The organism is Streptomyces griseomycini, assembly GCF_014203535.1.
Taxonomy (GTDB): Bacteria; Actinomycetota; Actinomycetes; order Streptomycetales; family Streptomycetaceae; genus Streptomyces; species Streptomyces griseomycini.
In genome coordinates this window covers 207524-223530 of the sequence record NZ_JACHJI010000006.1, presented here as the reverse complement: position 1 = coordinate 223530, position 16007 = coordinate 207524, and the positions used below count along the sequence as shown (strand labels likewise).

General features: G+C 71.9%; 14 protein-coding genes and 1 pseudogene. 9 read left to right on the top strand and 6 right to left on the bottom strand.

The window, feature by feature from the left end; translation table 11 throughout:
* Window positions 1–267 precede the first annotated feature (267 nt).
* Window positions 268–2424, bottom strand: a complete 2157-nt coding sequence (locus tag FHS37_RS40815) for a peptidase domain-containing ABC transporter (RefSeq protein ID WP_184822595.1) — start codon at window positions 2422–2424, stop codon at window positions 268–270.
* Window positions 2425–2765: 341 nt separating this feature from the next.
* On the opposite strand from FHS37_RS40815, the gene FHS37_RS18610 reads away from it, so the two are divergent.
* Both FHS37_RS18610 and FHS37_RS18605 read left to right on the top strand, forming a co-directional pair.
* Window positions 2766–2981 (top strand): mersacidin/lichenicidin family type 2 lantibiotic, encoded by a 216-nt coding sequence (locus FHS37_RS18610; RefSeq protein ID WP_184822593.1) that lies wholly within the window; start codon window positions 2766–2768, stop codon window positions 2979–2981.
* A gap of 112 nt (window positions 2982–3093) precedes the next feature.
* A complete protein-coding gene (locus FHS37_RS18605) occupies window positions 3094–6465 on the top strand; it encodes a type 2 lanthipeptide synthetase LanM family protein (protein WP_184822591.1) in 3372 nt (1123 codons plus the stop codon).
* Between the two features lie 9 nt (window positions 6466–6474).
* Here the strand turns inward: FHS37_RS18605 and FHS37_RS18600 are convergent, their stop codons facing one another.
* On the bottom strand, window positions 6475–7278 hold the full coding sequence (locus FHS37_RS18600) for an AfsR/SARP family transcriptional regulator (protein WP_184822589.1): 804 nt from the start codon (window positions 7276–7278) through the stop codon (window positions 6475–6477).
* Here FHS37_RS18600 and FHS37_RS18595 point away from each other — a divergent pair.
* The 4 genes from FHS37_RS18595 (at window position 7209) to FHS37_RS18580 (ending at window position 12024) form a co-directional block, all read left to right on the top strand.
* Window positions 7209–9593, top strand: a complete 2385-nt coding sequence (locus FHS37_RS18595) for a BTAD domain-containing putative transcriptional regulator (RefSeq protein ID WP_311136969.1) — start codon at window positions 7209–7211, stop codon at window positions 9591–9593. The two genes, FHS37_RS18600 and FHS37_RS18595, sit on opposite strands and share 70 nt — an antisense overlap.
* A 501-nt stretch (window positions 9594–10094) precedes the next feature.
* Complete coding sequence (locus FHS37_RS18590; RefSeq protein WP_184823237.1) at window positions 10095–10289, top strand: DUF2795 domain-containing protein; 195 nt, start codon at window positions 10095–10097, stop codon at window positions 10287–10289.
* A gap of 138 nt (window positions 10290–10427) precedes the next feature.
* A complete protein-coding gene (locus FHS37_RS18585; RefSeq protein WP_184822586.1) occupies window positions 10428–11579 on the top strand; it encodes a baeRF2 domain-containing protein in 1152 nt (383 codons plus the stop codon).
* A 34-nt stretch (window positions 11580–11613) separates the two neighbouring features.
* Window positions 11614–12024: a DUF2795 domain-containing protein gene (locus tag FHS37_RS18580; RefSeq protein ID WP_184822584.1), complete on the top strand. Its 411-nt coding sequence runs from the start codon at window positions 11614–11616 to the stop codon at window positions 12022–12024.
* Between the two features lie 176 nt (window positions 12025–12200).
* Here the strand turns inward: FHS37_RS18580 and FHS37_RS18575 are convergent, their stop codons facing one another.
* The 4 genes from FHS37_RS18575 to FHS37_RS40810 all read right to left on the bottom strand — a co-directional run bounded on the left by FHS37_RS18575 (window position 12201) and on the right by FHS37_RS40810 (window position 13899).
* A complete protein-coding gene (locus FHS37_RS18575; protein ID WP_184822582.1) occupies window positions 12201–12371 on the bottom strand; it encodes a hypothetical protein in 171 nt (56 codons plus the stop codon).
* Window positions 12372–12434: 63 nt separating this feature from the next.
* Window positions 12435–12668: a DUF5133 domain-containing protein gene (locus tag FHS37_RS18570; protein ID WP_184822580.1), complete on the bottom strand. Its 234-nt coding sequence runs from the start codon at window positions 12666–12668 to the stop codon at window positions 12435–12437.
* A gap of 84 nt (window positions 12669–12752) precedes the next feature.
* Window positions 12753–13490: a hypothetical protein gene (locus FHS37_RS18565; RefSeq protein ID WP_184822578.1), complete on the bottom strand. Its 738-nt coding sequence runs from the start codon at window positions 13488–13490 to the stop codon at window positions 12753–12755.
* Between the two features lie 178 nt (window positions 13491–13668).
* Window positions 13669–13899, bottom strand: coding sequence for a hypothetical protein (locus tag FHS37_RS40810; RefSeq protein WP_221500071.1), 231 nt, complete (start codon window positions 13897–13899; stop codon window positions 13669–13671).
* Here FHS37_RS40810 and FHS37_RS41315 point away from each other — a divergent pair.
* From FHS37_RS41315 to FHS37_RS18555, 3 genes and pseudogenes are all read left to right on the top strand, one after another.
* Window positions 13877–14051 (top strand): annotated as a pseudogene (locus FHS37_RS41315) (RHS repeat-associated core domain-containing protein); the annotation flags it as partial. The gene FHS37_RS40810 and the pseudogene FHS37_RS41315 overlap by 23 nt on opposite strands.
* Before the next feature lie 102 nt (window positions 14052–14153).
* Window positions 14154–15491 (top strand): polymorphic toxin-type HINT domain-containing protein, encoded by a 1338-nt coding sequence (locus FHS37_RS38865; RefSeq protein WP_229889745.1) that lies wholly within the window; start codon window positions 14154–14156, stop codon window positions 15489–15491.
* Window positions 15482–15757: a hypothetical protein gene (locus FHS37_RS18555; RefSeq protein ID WP_184822574.1), complete on the top strand. Its 276-nt coding sequence runs from the start codon at window positions 15482–15484 to the stop codon at window positions 15755–15757. Before FHS37_RS38865 ends, FHS37_RS18555 begins: the two co-directional genes overlap by 10 nt.
* The last annotated feature ends 250 nt before the right edge of the window (window positions 15758–16007 follow it).

The window sequence follows — 16007 nt, the reverse complement described above, 5'->3', positions numbered from 1 at the left end:
CTGGGTATGCGCGCGGCCACCATGCTGGCTCGGGGAGGGGTGGTTCAGGGGCCCGGGAGAGGCCGGGACGAGCGCTGTCCGGAAAGTGCGGTCAGGGCTCACCGACCACAGATCCGGCACCCTCCCCGCCACGCTGCCCGCCTCCACCGACGCACCGCCGGCCGCACCGGAAGCCCCGCCGGCCTCATCCGCCAAGCCGCCGTCGACGCCGTCCACGACGGCACCGAGGACGTCAAGAAGCCATCCCTCGAAGCCGTCCGCCTCGAGTCATGTGGCGCGCCCCGTGAGCCGTGCCGATTGCTGGTGCACCAACGCGGCGTATCGTCCGCCCGACGCCATCAGCTCCTGGTGGTCGCCGCGCTCGGTGATCACACCGTGGTCGAGGACCAGGATCTGGTCGGCGTCGCTCACCGTGCTGATCCGGTGCGCGATCACGATCCGCGTGCAGCCGGTGGCCGACAGCTCTGCGGCGATCGCCGCCTCCGTCAGGGTGTCCAGGTGGCTGGTCGCCTCGTCCAGCAGCAGCACATCGGGGTCGGCGAGAAGGGCCCGCGCGATCGCCAGACGCTGACGCTGGCCACCGGAGAGCGCTCCGCCGCCCTCGCCCACGCCGGTGTCGAGACCCATCGGCATGCGATCCAGGTCTTCCAGGAAGCGCGCCTTGCCCAGCGCCTCGCGCAGCTCGTCGTCACCGGCGTCGGGGCGGCCGAGCGTCAGGTTCTCCCGGATCGACCCGCCGAAGGTGTACGGGAACTGGGTGACCACGCCGAAGCGTCGGCGCAGCGCCTCGGGGTCGTAGTCGTCCAGCGGACGGCCGTCCACCAGGACCGTTCCCGCGGTCGGTCGCAGCAGTCCGGTGAGAAGCCGCGACAGCGTCGTCTTGCCGGAACCGGTGGAGCCGACGATGGCCAGTTTAGAGCCGGGAGTCACGCGGAAGTCGATGTTCTCGAGCACATGGGGGGCGCCGGGGTCGTACCGGAAGCCGACCCCGCGCAACTCGATCCCGCCACGCAGTTCCACCGGCCCCGGCGCCTGCGGACGGGTCGGTTCGGGTTCCTCGTCCAGTACGTCGTAGATGCGTTCCAGGTGCGAGCCGATCGTCTGCAGGTAGCGCAACGCCCCCATGACCTGGCCGACGGGCGCGAGCAACAGAGCCGCGAAGACGTTGAGGCCGAGCATGGTGCCCAGGGACATCCGCCCCGCGGTCACCTGGACGATCCCGAGGATCAGCAGTACGAGCGGCGCGGCGACCTGGAACACGCCCATCGCCGACTCGTTGACGAGGTCCAGCTGCCGCCGGTGGAACCCCGCTCGCACCGATTCGGCGAACTGTTGCACCCAGCGCCGCAACGCCGGGTGGGACAGGCCGGAACTCTTCAGGAACTCCGCACCGGCCAGCGCGTCGATCGCGCCGCTCTGCGCCTTGGCGTCGGCGGCCAGCTCACGCTGGGCACGTTCGTGCACCGGCCGGACGGTGAGCAGCACGATGCCGACCTGGGCGCCGGCCACCACCGCGACCACGGCCGCGTGCGCGGGGCTCATCGCCACCAGCAGCGCCGAGTAGACGACGACGAAGAGGCTGTCCAGCAGCAACGAGGCGAGCCGCGAGGTCAGCATGTCGCGCACGACCATGTTGCTACTCAGCCGGCTCATCAGATCGCCCACGCCGCGGGTCTGGAAGTAGGCGTACGGCAACCCCAGCAGATGGGTCATGAAGCGCTCGCCCAGGCTGCCGTCAAGACGTCGTTGCAGCACCAGCAGTGCCATCCCCCGGGCCAGGGAGGCAAGCGTCTGGGCCACGACGTACGCGCCGATGCCCACCGCGAACAGTGGCAGTGTGTCCGCTCCCTGCCCGACCAGGGTGTCCACGCCGTACTTGGTCGCCCAGGCCGAGGCGAGACCGAGCACCTGCACCAGGCCCGAGAGCACGACCGCGAGCAGCATGAAGTACGGGGCGAGTCCCACCAGGTCGCGCAGGAACCGCAGTGCCAGATGGTCGCGAAGCCGACGGCGCCGGCGCTGCATCGTGTCGCCCGGGGTGAACTCGAGGACACTGCCCGAGAACTCCGCGAAGAACTCCTCGTGGGTCAGCGACCGCCGGCCACGCCCTGGATCCACCAACCGGATCCGGCGCGACCCGACCTTCTCCAGCACGGTGAAATGGTTCTGGCCCCAGTGGGCGATGGCGGGCAGGCGGATCTCGGCGAGCCCTGCCGCGTTCACGCGCAGTCCCCGCCCGGCCAGCCCGTAGTCCCGGGCCACCTCGATGATGCGGCGGGCGCTCGTGCCGTCGCGCCCCGCCGCGAAGCGCGCACGCAGCTCCCCCACCTTCGTCGCGCGGCCGAGGCCGCCGAGCACCATGGCGAGACAACTCGGTCCGCACTCGGTGTTGCTCATCTGCACGATCACTGGGACGCGCGGCACTCCGCCTCCTCATTGGCTGCACGACTGACCACAAGGTCCGTGGCCGACGGTTCGAGTCCCGTCGCACGGCGGGACGGGATCCCGCACGCCCAGAGTGCCCTCCGGTGGTTGGCCGGCGTTGACCTGGTGGTCTCCGCTCGGTTCGGCGTCGGTTCGCTGCGGGTGGCGGAGCTTCTTCCCCTGTTGACCGGCCGGGTGGCGACTGCCGAATGTGGTCCCGTCGGCAGCAGGCGGTCTCCGTTCGCCCGCCTGGTCATGGGTTCGGGTCCCGCTGCCGGTTCGTCATCGCGGCCTCTCGCCGCGCGATCGTTCCCTCATCGAGCACTGATCGGAGAGCAGACATGAGCACTGTCGCCAGGGCCTGGAAGGACCCGGTTTTCCGGGCCACCCTCGACGACGCCGACCTCGCGGCGTTGCCGACCCACCCGGTCGGCACGGTCGGCGCCATCGGCGACGACACCGACCTCGCCGAAATCCTCGGCGGGGACCACCGGCCCTTCACCTTCCACACCTGCCTCACCTGCCACTGGACCTGTGTCACCTGCTGGGGCTGCTGACCAGTGACCAGCTGATCGCCAGTCGGACAACCGGGGTGGGCGTCGCCCGGGCGACGCCCACCCCGCCCCGCGCCCGGCCCCGGACCCGGTGCAGACACTGAAGGCGGAGAACATGATCGACACGACCCTCGACACGACCCTCGACACACCGACCTGGTGGCGCGGTCTGCCCCGCTCGCAACGGACCGGAGGCACACCCGCCCTCACCGAGGAGCAGCGGGACCACGGCCGGCGGCGACGTGAGGCATGGCGTGGCGGCCATATCGTGCGTGGTACGGACATCCGGCTCGACCGCTGGGAACGCCTCGGGCTGACCGAGGAGCAGATCGTGGAGCTGCTGGGCGAGCCGCCCGAGTCGCTGGCGTCCCGGGTTCCCGGTCGGCCGGCCTGGCTGGACACGATCTTCGACGCGTGGCAGCGGTTCCGGGGTGTACGGCTCGAAGACCTCGGCATCGGCGCCCCGTCGGCCGGCCACACGCACGGTGACGAACCACGGGGCGATGTCGGCGACCACGAACCCCACGCCGAACCGGGCAACCTGGGGTTCCTGAACCTCATCGCGCCGCTGCTCGCGTGGGCCCAGGACGAACTGCGCAACCGCATCGAGGAGTTGCCCGGGCACCGTGGACACGAGGGGCGCCTGCCGCCCTCCCACCCCCTGCTGCGGCTCCCCCTCGATCGACTCCTCCAGATGATCGCCTCCGTCCTGGTCCTGGAAGTGAACCTCGCCCGTCTGGAGGGCCGTCTGACCGGGACGACGCCCGGCGAGCGGATGACGTCGTTCGTCGAGCAGATCCGCGAACCGGCGACAGCGCTCGAGATCCTCGCCGAGTACCCGGTGCTCGCCCGGGAACTGGTCCTCTGCCTGCGCACCACGGTGAACGTCCGGGCCGAGTTCGTCGAGCGCCTTCTGAACGATCTGCCCGAGATCCGGGAGACCTTCGGCGGGCGCTGGCAGGGTCCGGCCGATCTGGACGAGGTCGGCCTCGGAGCCGGGGACACCCACCGCGGCGGCCGGTCCGTCGCCGTCCTCACGTTCAAGGACGGCAAGAAGCTCGTCTACAAGCCACGCAGCCTCCGCGTGGAGGTCCACTTCAATCGACTGCTCGACTGGCTCAACGCCCGTGGCCTGCACCACCGGCTCCGGCCGCTGCGCGTACTGGACCGGGACGAGTACGGCTGGGTGGAGCACGTCGCCACCTCGTCGTGCGGCGACGAGGACGAAGTGGGACGGTTCTTCTGGCGTCAGGGCGCCCACCTCGCGCTCTTCCACGCCCTCTGCGGCTCGGACATGCACCTGGAGAACGTCATAGCGGCCGGGGAGCACCCCGTCCTCGTCGACCTGGAGGCCATCTTCCAGGCCCCGCCCCGGCTCACGGACGACGTGGCCGACCAGCGGGCACCGCTCATGCTGGGCGAAGCGCCGCGCATCGTACGGGAATCGGTCCTGCGCATCGGCCTGTTGCCCGAACGGATGATCACCGTCGACGAGAAGGGCATCTACGACGCGGAGATAAGCGGCCTCGCCGGCAGCGGCGGCCAGCTCTCGCCCGGCCGCGTGCCCACGGTCGTCGCGAGCGGCACCGACGAGGCGCGGGTGGTGCGCGACCGACGCGAGATGAAGGAGACGCAGAACCGCGTACGGCTGGCCGGCCGTCCCGTCGACCCGCTCGCTCACCTCGACTCCCTCACCGCGGGGTTCACCGACTGCTACCGGATCATCGAGGCGAACCGTGACGACCTTCTCGGTGCCGGGGGCCCTGTCGCCGGGTTCGGCGACGTGGAGGTGCGGTTCATTCCGCGTCCCACCCTGACGTACGCCCGCCTCCAGATGGAATCGTGGCATCCGGACCTGCTGCGCGACTCCCTGGACCGCGAGATCTTCTTCGAGATGCTCTCCACCGGGTTCGCCGACGTGCCGGACCGGGACGCACTGCTCGCCACCGAGCAGCGTCAGTTGGCCGATCAGGACATCCCGTCCTTCCACACCACCCCCGCCTCGACCGACCTCTACGACGGGTACGGCGTCGTGGCGCGCGACTTCCTGGAAACCGCCGGGCTCGAGGCGGTGCGGTCGCGGATCACCGCGATGTCCTCGGCGGACCTGCGACGCCAGGTCTGGTGCATCCGCGCGTCGATGTCCGGGCTCACGGTCGGCACGGGCAGGGTCACCACGCGCGAGTCCGGCAGCGACGACCCGAGGCCGCTTCCCGACAAGGAGATCGACCAGGACCTCGCGATCGCTGCCGCGCGTTCGGTCGCCGACCTGCTGCTCGAAGCCGCCCTGTCCTCCGACGGCGAGGCACCGTCCTGGCTCTCGGTGAACTTCATCGGAGATCGTTTCTGGAAGGTCGGACACGCAGGACTCGACCTCTACAGCGGAGTTCCCGGGATCGCCCTGTTCCTGGCGCAGCTCGCGGCGGTCACCGGTGAGGCGCGGTTCCGGCGCCCGGCCGAGCGGCTCGCCGAACAGCTCGTCGAGGTGACCCGTCACCTCCGCGTCGGCGCACACCCGGTCGCCGGGCTGTCGATCGGCGGGTACGGCGAACTCGGCGGTCTGGTCTACGCGTTGACCCGGTTGGCCACGGTGATCGGGGAACCCGCGATGGTCGAGTCGGCCCGGGACGCCGCCTCGCTCTGCCGCGCGAGGTTCGCCGAGGACAGGGTGTTCGACGTGATCAGCGGCACCGCCGGGGCGGCGCTGGCGATCCACGCCCTGCACCGCGCCCACCCCGACGACCGGACCCATGACGCCCTCGAGGCGGCCGGCGCGACACTCGCGGACCGGGCGGTCCACGTGCCCGGCGGAAGCGCGTGGCGCCCGGCGTTCGAGGACGCGCCCGCGTTGCTCGGGTTCTCGCACGGCGCCAGCGGCATCGCCTACTCGCTGGCCCTGGTGGCGGAGGCCACGGGCGAGGACCGGTTCGCCGAGCTGTGCGGGCGGGCCCTGAGCTACGAGCGGCACCACTTCTCGCCGGAGCGTGGAAACTGGCCCGACCTGCGGGCGATCAGTGGTCCCGGTGCCTTCATGAACGCCTGGTGCCACGGTGCGGCCGGGATCGGCCTGGCGCGTGCGGCGATGTTGCGACTGCCCGTACTGTCACCGTGGCGGGACCTGATGCGCGAGGACCTGCGCATCGCGACCGACCGCGTCCGTGCCGACCTGATCGTGGACGGCCGGTACGCGGGCATCGGCAACGACTCGATCTGCCACGGAGACCTCGGCCTGGTGGAGGCCCTGCTGACGGCCGACTCGGTGCTCGGCGGGTTCGCCGAGCACGGCACGGGGGACGGCGCCGTGCTGGGACGCCGGTGCGCGCGGGCGGTGGCCGAGCACGTGCTCTCGGGGGTTCTCCGGCCCGGGGTGCCGGACCGTGTCAGCACACCTGGCCTGCTGATGGGACTGTCCGGAATCGGCTACGGCCTGCTCCGCGCAGCGATGCCGGACCGCGTCCCGAACGTGCTGCTGCTGGAGACGCGCTGACGGCGGGAGTCAGGAGCAGGAGCGCGCCGACGGGCGCAGGAGGGGCAGGCTGACGTCCTCCCCGAGCAGAATGGTCCGCTCCAACCGCTGGACGGCCGCACCGGGGTCGAGGCCGAGTTCCTCCCTCAGCACACGGCGCAGGTTCCGGGAGACGCTGAGCGCATCGGCCCGCCGACCGGTTTCGTAGAGCGCGGTCATCAGCAACTCCCGGAAATACTCCCGCAGCGGATGCGCGGTGACCAGTGATTCCAGCTCGGGGATCAGGACGTCGTGCTGACCGCTGGCCAGCCCCGCGCGCAACCACATCTCGGTGGCGACGAGCCGCCGCTCGTCCAACCTGACGCGCTCGGCGGCGATCGCGCGGGTATCCACGACGTCGGACATCGCGGCCCCCCGCCACAGTGCCACCGCCCGCCCCAGGTGCTCCATGGCCTCGGCGGGCGTCCCCGTCGCGAGAGCCAGCCGGCCGGCCGAGCAGTGCCCGTCGAACTGCTCGGCGTCCAGCTCATCGGCGGGCACGCGCATCTCGTACCCGGCGGCCCGGGTACGCAGGGTCTCGCCGCCGGGATCGCCCAGAATCCGGCGCAGCCGGTGCACGTACTGCTGGACGAGCTTGCGCCGGCTCTCCGGCGGCGCCTCCGGCCACAGCTGCCGGTACAGCTCCTCGTACGGCACGACGCGATTCGCCCGGACCAGCAGCACCGCGAGCAGCGTTCGCCACTTGTCCTGCGGCACGTCGTGCCATGTGCCGTCGGCGGACCGCATCTGGACGGGTCCGAGTATCCGGTACCGGATCAGCGTGGGCAGGGCCATGGCGAACACCTCTCAACTTCTCGTGCGTGGGGACAAGGGAGCCGGAGTCACGGTGGTGTGGTGTTTCCGAAGCGGGTGCTGACGTCGCCACCGGTGGTGACGGAGCCCGGCGGCCGATCGGTACCGTCATGGGCGAGGCGGAGGACGAGAACCGCGCAGGTGTTGCCCTCGGGCCCGCGAAGTGGGTTCCGGCCTCTCGGCCCCGGACCGACGGCTCCAGGCCGGACGGGCGCGGTGGGGGACGCATCGTGGCGGTCGCGCTGCCATGTGGTCGTGGACGCGGGCCCTGGCCCGACCGCAGGAGATCGAGGTGTCCTCCTCATCCAGCGGAGGGCGTCCGCCGTCGGCCCCGCGACGGGCGGGAGCGAGGTGTGCGCCCGGGCGGGGAGGCTCCGGGCGAGCCCGGTCCTGGTGGCGAAGGCCCGGGCGTCGGGCACCCCCGGCGCGCGGCAGCGTTCCCGGTCGGACGTCCGGGATTCCGGCGGGTACGGCTTCCGTGCGTCCTGCCGTGCCGCAGTACTGTCCCTGCACCGTTGCCCCCCTTCCTTCGGCACCGGACCGGGACGGTGCCGAATCGGCGTCGGCGGTGCCTCCTCGACCGGATCCCGCGACGGGCCGCCGGTCCGGCGCTGGGGGACAACCGCAGCACCACTGTGCGGAACAGACCTTGCACCGACCTTCAGGGAACCTTCCATCCGCAAGTCGGCGTTCGAGTATCGAAGCTCGCAGCGATCCACGGGGGACAGTGGATGACGGTGAAGTTCGGCTTACTCGGCACCACCGAGGCACGCATCGACGGCCTGCTCGTCGAGGACCTGGGCCACCCCCGCCAGCGACACGTGCTGGCCGCCCTGCTGATCGGAGCCAATCGTCCGGTGCCGGCGAAACAGCTGATCGACCGCGTGTGGGCGGGCCGCCCGCCGCAACGAGCCCTCGGTACCCTCTACAGCTGCATCTCCCGATTGCGTCGCGCCCTGGCACCCGCTTCCCGGGACGTGCGCATCGCCCGACAGGCCGGTGGTTACCTGCTCACCGTCGACCCGTCAGCGGTGGACCTGCACCACTTCCGCCGCCTCGTCGTCCGAGCCGGTGCCGCACACAGGGACGAGCGGGCAGCGGACCTGCTGGAGCGGGCGCTCGGGCTCTGGCGGGGGGAGGCCTTCGCCGCTGCGGACACGCCCTGGTTCAACGCGCTGCGCGCCGTTGCGCACCAGGAGCGCCTCGCGGCCGAACTGGACTTGGCCGACATCCGCCTGCGCCGTGGCGACCACGCCCGGCTCCTGCCCGAGCTGTCCGCCCGGGCACAGCAGCACCCGCTGGACGAACGGGTCGCCGGTCAGCTCATGACCGCTCTGTACCGCAGCGGACGGACCGCCGAAGCGCTCGACCTCTATCAGGCCGTCCGGAGGCGACTGGCGGACGAACCGGGCATCGACCCCGGACCGGCTCTGCGACAACTCCACCAGCAGGTCCTCACCGCCGCCCCGGTCCTCGCCACCCCCGCGGCCCGGCCGGCGACCCGGTCCGCACCGTCGCCCACCCCCGTACCGCGCCAGTTACCCGCGCCGCCTTTGCTGTTCACCGGTCGGACCCGTGAACTCGGCCTCCTGGACAGCCCGTTCGGCCCCTCGACCGGGCAGGCACATTCCGTGGTGATCCTCGCGATCGGTGGCGTGGGAGGCATCGGCAAGACCTGGCTCGCCCTGCACTGGGCCCACGAGAACCTGGAGCGCTTTCCCGACGGGCAGTTGTACGTCGACCTGCGCGGCTCCACCCCCCTTGGGGAACCGGTGCAGCCGCGGACCGCGGTGCGCGGCTTCCTGGACGCTCTCGGCGCCGATCCGGCGACCGTCCCCGCGGATCCGGACGCGCAGGCCGCGCTGTACCGCGGCCTGACCGCCGGCAAGCGGTTGCTGATCGTCCTGGACAACGCGCGCGACACCGCTCAGGTCGCTCCGCTGCTGCCGGGCAGCCCCACGTGCACCGTCATCGTCACCAGCCGCAGGCGGCTCGCCGGCTTGGCCGTCGCCCACGGCGCTCGTCCCCTCATCCTGGACACGCTCACCGACACCGAGGCCCGCCACCTCCTCACCCGGTACCTCGGCACCGATCGCGTGGCCGCCGAACCCGAGGGCGTCACCGCTCTGTTGGACCACTGCGCGGGTCTGCCCCTCGCCATCGGCGTCCTGGCCGCCCGCGCCACCACGAGCCCCGGCGTCCGCCTCACCGAACTGGCCGCAGAACTCCACGAGGAGCAGACTCGGGGAACTTCCGGTACGACGGGGGCATCCGCCGGCCGAGGCGCTCCTCCATGACCGCGATCCGCTTCTCGGACGCGGGCGGGAACCCCAGCCACCGCACCCGCCGCGCGGCCTCGTCGTCCGCGCCCCGCAGGCCGCTGTCCGGCACGCAGCGGTGTCGAGCACGGGGGCCTGATCCCCGGGCGCGGCCGGCCCTTCGGCCAAGACGCTCCGTGCGGTGGCGCGGGACTGACGACGGTTGACCGAGGACGTGCGACGAGAGGGGAGCCGACGGAGCCCGCTCCGCCGGTCACCGGGGTTCTGCGCCAGGGGTGTCCGCTCACGGGGCCCTCCTCGCTCCCGCGGCGACCCGGATGCCGGCGTGAGTGGCTGGACCGGGGCTTCCACGGAACCGGGGCCGGCCCGTGCCGCGGGCGGTGCCGCCCCCTTCGCCGGGGCGCCGGGACGGAGGGGCCGACATGCGCCGCCCCCTCCACTGTGGACACGATGTACCTGCCGGTCGGCCCGGTACGACGGGCCGACCGGCAGGACCACCAGGACAGCGAGGAGACCGCCATGGCGAGCATCAGCCCGATCGACCTGCAGAAGGCGCTCAAGGGCGCCGAGTACCCTGCCAGCCGCGACGACCTGGTCACGCTGGCCAGGGACAACGGCGCGGACGACACCCTCGTCGAGAAGCTCGCCGATGCCCCCACGGACGAGTTCGACGGCCCGAACGACGTCCAGAAGGCCGTGTTCGGGAACGAATAGCCCGGACGGCTCCTGAGGGCACCGCCGGCGATCCGGCCGTGGTCGGACCGCGCGGGGCGGGACCCGCGTGCCGGGTTCGCCGCGTGTCCCTCGCCGTGCTCCGGGCACCCGGCCCGACGACGGACCGAAGGAGGAAAGGTGCAGCTGTCTTTCCTGCAACCGCTCTTCGACCGCCCGGGCCCGTGGGCCACCGTGTACTTCGATCCCGCCCAGAACGACGAGTCGGGTGCCCAGCGGCGTGAGCTGTCCGTGCGCGAAGCGTGCCGGACGCTCGAGGAGGAGGGTGCCGACGCCACGACCACGGAAGCGGTGCGTGACGCCCTCCTGCGGATCGGACCGGCGGAGGACCCGGCGGGCCGAGTGGTCTTCGCGGCCGGGGGCGAGGTGGTGCTCAGCCACCGGCTCTCCCGCCCACCGCAGCGGCAGATCGCCTGCTGGGCCCCGCTGCCCCGGCTGACACCGCTGCTGGAACTGGCGGGCCGGGATCCGGTCCGCCTCGTGGCGTACATCGACCGGACGGGTGCCGACTTCGAGCTGCGCGGGGCGGTCGGACCGCGGTCCGCAGGGCAGGTCGAGGGGGAGCGGCACCCCGTGCACCGCACGGCTTCGGCCGACTGGTCCGAGCGGCACTTCCAGCTCAAGGTCGAGAACACCTGGGAGCACAACGCCGGCGAGATCGCCGAAGCGCTGGGTGCGGCCTACGAGGAATCCGGTGCCGACCTGGTCGTCCTGGCCGGTGACCCCCGCGAGCGGCCGGCCGTGCGCGAGAAGCTCCCCGAGGCGGTTCGCCGGGTCACGACGGAGACCGAACACGGCGGTCGCGCCGCAGGGTCCGCCTCTCCCGCGCTGGAGGAGGCCGTCGAGCAGGCCCGGCAGCGGCACACGCGTCACCGTGTCGAGGAGGCGCTCGACCGCTTCCGCGCCGGCCGCGTGGGCACCGACCGGCCCACGGAGGCGGTGGAGGGCATCCCGGCGCTGGTGGAAGCGGCCCGGGAACACCGCATCGACACGCTGCTCGTCCGGCCCGACGGACCGGAGCTGGACCGTGAGACGTGGGTCGGCGCCCGGCCCGACCAGGTCGCGGCGCGCCGGAGCGACGCCCGGACGCTGGGGGAGAGCGATCCGACGACGGTGCGCGCGGACGACGCGCTGCTGCGCGCAGCCGCCGTCACCGCCGCCGACGTACTGGTCCTACCCGCGGCGGACGAGGACGGCACGGACGCCGCGGACATTCCGGCAGGCGGCCTGGGCGCCCTTCTGCGCTGGACCTACGACACGACTCCGGCGTGACAGCGACGCAAGCGAGAAAGGGAGGTGTCGGGACATGGCCGAACGAGGCAGCAACCCGATCAGTCCGCGTACCGACGACGAGATGAAGCACGAGCTGGAAGGACACCTGCGTTCCGGTCGGCCGGCCCACGTGGAGGAAGCGAGCGACCCGGAGCCGCCGGCGGACGACGACATCCGGGTGGACCCGGGCGGACCGGTGCCCCCGCCCGGCGAGGAACGCGACCGGGCGCGCGCCGAGGCGGAGGCGGACTCCCTGCGCCTCGAACTGGCACGCCACCTGGACCGTACGGCCTTCCCCGCCGACCGGCGGTCGGTGCTGGACGCCCTGGAGGCGCACCACGCACCGGACCCGGTGCTGGAGGCGGCACGGGGCCTTCCGGAGGACGGCACGTACGCCGATGTGACCGGGATCGTCGAGGCACTCGGCCACCGGCCGACACGGTGACGACGAGGAGCCGGCGGACGGCTCCCGCGCGACCCGGACCAGGCACGGGGGACGAGACGGTGCGGCAGCTCGCGACTGCGGCCACCGCCCGTCGCCTGCCCGCGTCGACACGCCTGGTGCCGGGCCGCGCGTCCGCCGCCGCGGGCAGTGCTCAGCCTGTCCCGGGGCAGCCCGCCCTACTCGTCTTCGTCCGTCTCACCGCCCGTGCTCGAGAAGCCGAAGTCCAGGACCGCGGCGACCTCGCGGCGGGTCTCCTCCGCGGTGAGCGCGGCCACCGCGACGACGTCGCCGCGTTCGGCTATCAGGCGGTCGTAGATCGGCGCGGCCGCTCTTCCGGTGGTGTTCACGTCTTCGTCCGTTCTGTTCGGTGCACAGGCACAGGCACGAGTGCGGGTGCGGCCCGGGAAGGGTCAGCTGCCGCTCAGGAGGGAGTCGTCCTGGGGCCGGGCGCCGGGCAACCGGTGACGGGCCGCGATCAGGGCCGCGTCGATGTCGCGGGTGCCGGTGGAGACGCACAGGGTGTAGGCGACGTCCTCCATCCGCTGCCGCACCCGCGCGCTGTCCGCCTCGGAGGCGTCCAGAGCCACCAGGGCCTCGTACTGCTCGATCAGATCCCGCAGCACTGCGGGGTGGGCCATCAACATCAGGGGTTCTCCTTCCACACCGCCACGGATCCGGGGCGAGGTCGCCGCCCGATTACCCCGTTCCCCGCCTCGCATGCCCCACGGTCACCACGGAGCCGGTGACGTCCGGAGGAACGCCGTGCGTCCTGGGACGGGAAGCCCTCCGGCCACGGATCTCGCCCCCGGCCCTCCGGCCCGGCGGACGAGCGGCACCGCGTCCCGGGCCTGCTCGTCCTCGGCGACCAGGGGAGTGCCGCCGTCGCCGGCGTAGGCGGGTTCCGACCCCGCGGCGACGGTGGTGCGGTGGCCGGCGAAGGCCGACGGCGGGATGAGCCGCCGCTGCGTCTCGGCGGCCACGCTCATCGGCGCGGCCCGGACCAGGCGGGCGCAGAAGTCGCTGAAGGCCCTCTTGCCCAGCAACAGCAACGCCACCACCGACGCCAGCGCGCGCAGCGCGTCGCGGGTCGCCTCGTCGTCGTGATCGGTGTCCGCCCGCAGCACCCCGAGGCGTTCCACCCCGTCGGTGACCGGCACCCACCACCGGCGGCCCGCCCGCCCGGACGACGCATCCGGTCCGGCGACCAGATCCACCCGCTGGAACGCCGGCCCCGCCACGGTCGCATCGACGGCCGGCTCCGCACCGTCGGCACCGGCGTCGAGTCCCCGCCCGGTGAGCTGGCGCAGCACCGTGCCCTGCGGGTCGGCCAGGAAGAACGCCACGTCGCCAAGGCCCATCGCCTCGCCGTGGCCGGCCGCCATCCGCGGCAGCTCCTCCAGCGTCACCAGGTGGCCGGGCATCATCAGACCGGTCAGCGTCCTGCCCGCCTTCACCGGCTCGGTCACGGGACGTATCCCCTCTCCGCTCCGTCTCCCAGCGCCCCGCTGAGGGGACTGCACGCCTACCGGGTACCCCGTTGTGCGCGCATGGGGTGGGCCGCGGAGAAGAGGACCGTGCCGCGCCGGTGTGGGGCGACGGGCGGCCGTCGATCACCGGTCGCGCGGGTGCGTCACCGGTTCGGCGTCACCACGTGCCCGGCTCCGCGTACCAGGAGCGCTGCGGGTTCTCGAACGTGCCGTCCTCCCGGGAGGGGAAGGCGAACGCCCGGGTGGCCCCGACCGCGTAGTGGTACATGGCCAGGACGTCGGCCCGGCCGTCACCGTCGGCGTCGCCGGAGACCGGCATCCCCGAGCTGCTGGCGTACCAGGTCTCCGGCTGGGACTTCCAGCCCGGCGGCACGACGGACGAGTCCACCGGACTCACCCACCTCGGCGCACGGGAGTACGACCCGGCGATCGGACGGTTCATCTCGGTCGACCCGATGACGGACGTGGCCGAGTCGCAGACGATGAACCCGTACGCGTACGCCAACCAACAGCCCGGTCACGTACAGCGACCCCTCCGGTCAGTTCTGGGGCTTCTTCAACCTCATCAAGGCGGCCGTCAAGCTGTACAAGAAGGCCTACGCCGCACTCACCGGCGGCACGCCTCCGGCCCCCTCCGAGCCGGTGCCCAGCGTCAGCAAGAAGGACGTGGAGCGGGCCAGGTGGCTGAAGAAGCAGTCCAAGACGGACATGGTCATGCACGTGGCCAAGGAGGCGGTGAAGGAGGCCAGCGGCTACAACGACATCGTCGGCTGCCTCAACGGCTCCGTGGGCACCTGCGCCATGATCGCCCTGGAGGCGGCGGTCCCGTTCGCGGGCAAGGCCAAGCGCCTGCTGAAGGCCCTGGAGAAGGCCTGGAGCGCCTACCGCAAGTGGGAGGACGAGGTCCGCTGGGCCACCGGCATCATCAGGCGGGCCGACGAGGACGCCAAGGCCATGGCCAAGTACACGGAGGACACGGCCGAATGGAGGAAACAGGCTGACGCCGCCAAGGCCGCGGAGAAGGCGAGAGCCGACGAAGCCGAAGCGACAGCCGCCAGGAAGGCCGACGGCGACGGCGACGGCGACGGCGACGGCGGCGACGGCACCCAGTCCGCCGGCGAGTCCTGCCGGGTGAACAGCTTCACGCCCGAGACCCCGGTCCTGACGGCCGACGGGCGGAAGAAGCCCATCAAGGACATCAGGCCCGGCGACAAGGCGGTGGCCACGGACCCGGAGACCGGCAAGACGGCGGTCAAGGAGGTCACGGCCCTCATCATCGGCAAGGGCGCGAAGAACCTCGTCGAGATCACCGTCGACACCGACGGCGAGAAGGGCAAGGAGACCGCCAAGACCACGGCCACCGACGGCCACCCCTTCTGGGTGCCGGAACTGCGCAAGTGGGTCAGGGCCACCGACCTGGAGTCCGGCGACTGGCTGAAGACGGGCGCCGGCACCCGCGTCCAGGTCAGCGCCGTCGAACGCTGGACCCAGCAGGCCACGGTCTACAACCTGACCGTCGCCGACATCCACACGTACTACGTGGTGACGGGCGGGGCTTCGGCCCTGGTCCACAACTGCGGTGTCGACATCAAGGACGCGACCGACCTCGATCTGAGCGCCGCGGCGCTGAGGCCGATCCCGCCCAAGAAGAACAAGGCATGGAATCCGAAGTTCCACATGCACGAGGCCGGACGGGCTCTGCAGAAGCACACCGATCCCGTCAAGCGCAGCCCCGGTCATGTGGCCAAGTACGAGCCCTTCCTCCACGGCGGCAATCGGCTGAACGACTTTTCCGTCCTGAACCGGGGTGGCGCGGAACTGCTCGGCGAGCTCTTGGGCAATCCGAACGCCCGAAGGGTGTTCGAACCCGCCTCCGCTTTCTACGGCGGCATCCACCTCAACATCCTGGACGATGTGACAGGGCGTGGAGCAAGGTGGAGCATGCGAGGCGGGCAAGTGCAGTTCGCGGGGTGGCTATGAGGCGTTTCTCCGTACAGGGACGCGACTACTTCGCACTCATCGTCCTGAGCGACCACAACGACTTTGACGCCATGGAAGTGGTGGAGTGGGTCGACGGCGCACCCGGCGGGAAACTGCTCGAATTCCGCATGGACGACACCTCGGCGCGGCTGAGCTTCATCCGGCCGGAAATCGACATCACCCTGCTCAGGGCGGCGGTGGACATCTTCCGGGAGGAGTTCTTCGAACCCAGGTGGGCTTCAGGGGTCCCCTGCCCTCCGTGGTGAGAGGCGTTGGGGGAGGACCTGAGGAAAGAAAGTCTCTGACCAACTGAACACGGTCATGACGGGCCCCGCCGAGACGACGTCTCGGCGGGGCCTCTCGCTGAAAGCGGAAGACGTGTGGTGACTGCCCGCGTCCGGATGAGGAACCACCCCGGTCCGGCGGGAGGCCCAGCGCGGTCGCGGCGTCACAGGGCCATGCCGAGGGCGTCGAGGACGAGCCGACGCCGCCTTCAGGATCCCGTTCGCCCGCCGC

What these genes read in the sequence shown, in the direction of transcription:
- FHS37_RS18610 (WP_184822593.1), top strand. Translation starts at nt 2,766, where the DNA reads ATGAGCACTGTCGCCAGGGCCTGGAAGGACCCGGTTTTCCGGGCCACC.
- FHS37_RS18605 (WP_184822591.1), top strand. Translation starts at nt 3,094, where the DNA reads ATGATCGACACGACCCTCGACACGACCCTCGACACACCGACCTGGTGG.
- FHS37_RS18595 (WP_311136969.1), top strand. Translation starts at nt 7,209, where the DNA reads ATGTGCCGTCGGCGGACCGCATCTGGACGGGTCCGAGTATCCGGTACC.
- FHS37_RS18600 (WP_184822589.1), bottom strand. Translation starts at nt 7,278, where the DNA reads ATGGCCCTGCCCACGCTGATCCGGTACCGGATACTCGGACCCGTCCAG.
- FHS37_RS18590 (WP_184823237.1), top strand. Translation starts at nt 10,095, where the DNA reads ATGGCGAGCATCAGCCCGATCGACCTGCAGAAGGCGCTCAAGGGCGCC.
- FHS37_RS18580 (WP_184822584.1), top strand. Translation starts at nt 11,614, where the DNA reads ATGGCCGAACGAGGCAGCAACCCGATCAGTCCGCGTACCGACGACGAG.
- FHS37_RS18570 (WP_184822580.1), bottom strand. Translation starts at nt 12,668, where the DNA reads ATGTTGATGGCCCACCCCGCAGTGCTGCGGGATCTGATCGAGCAGTAC.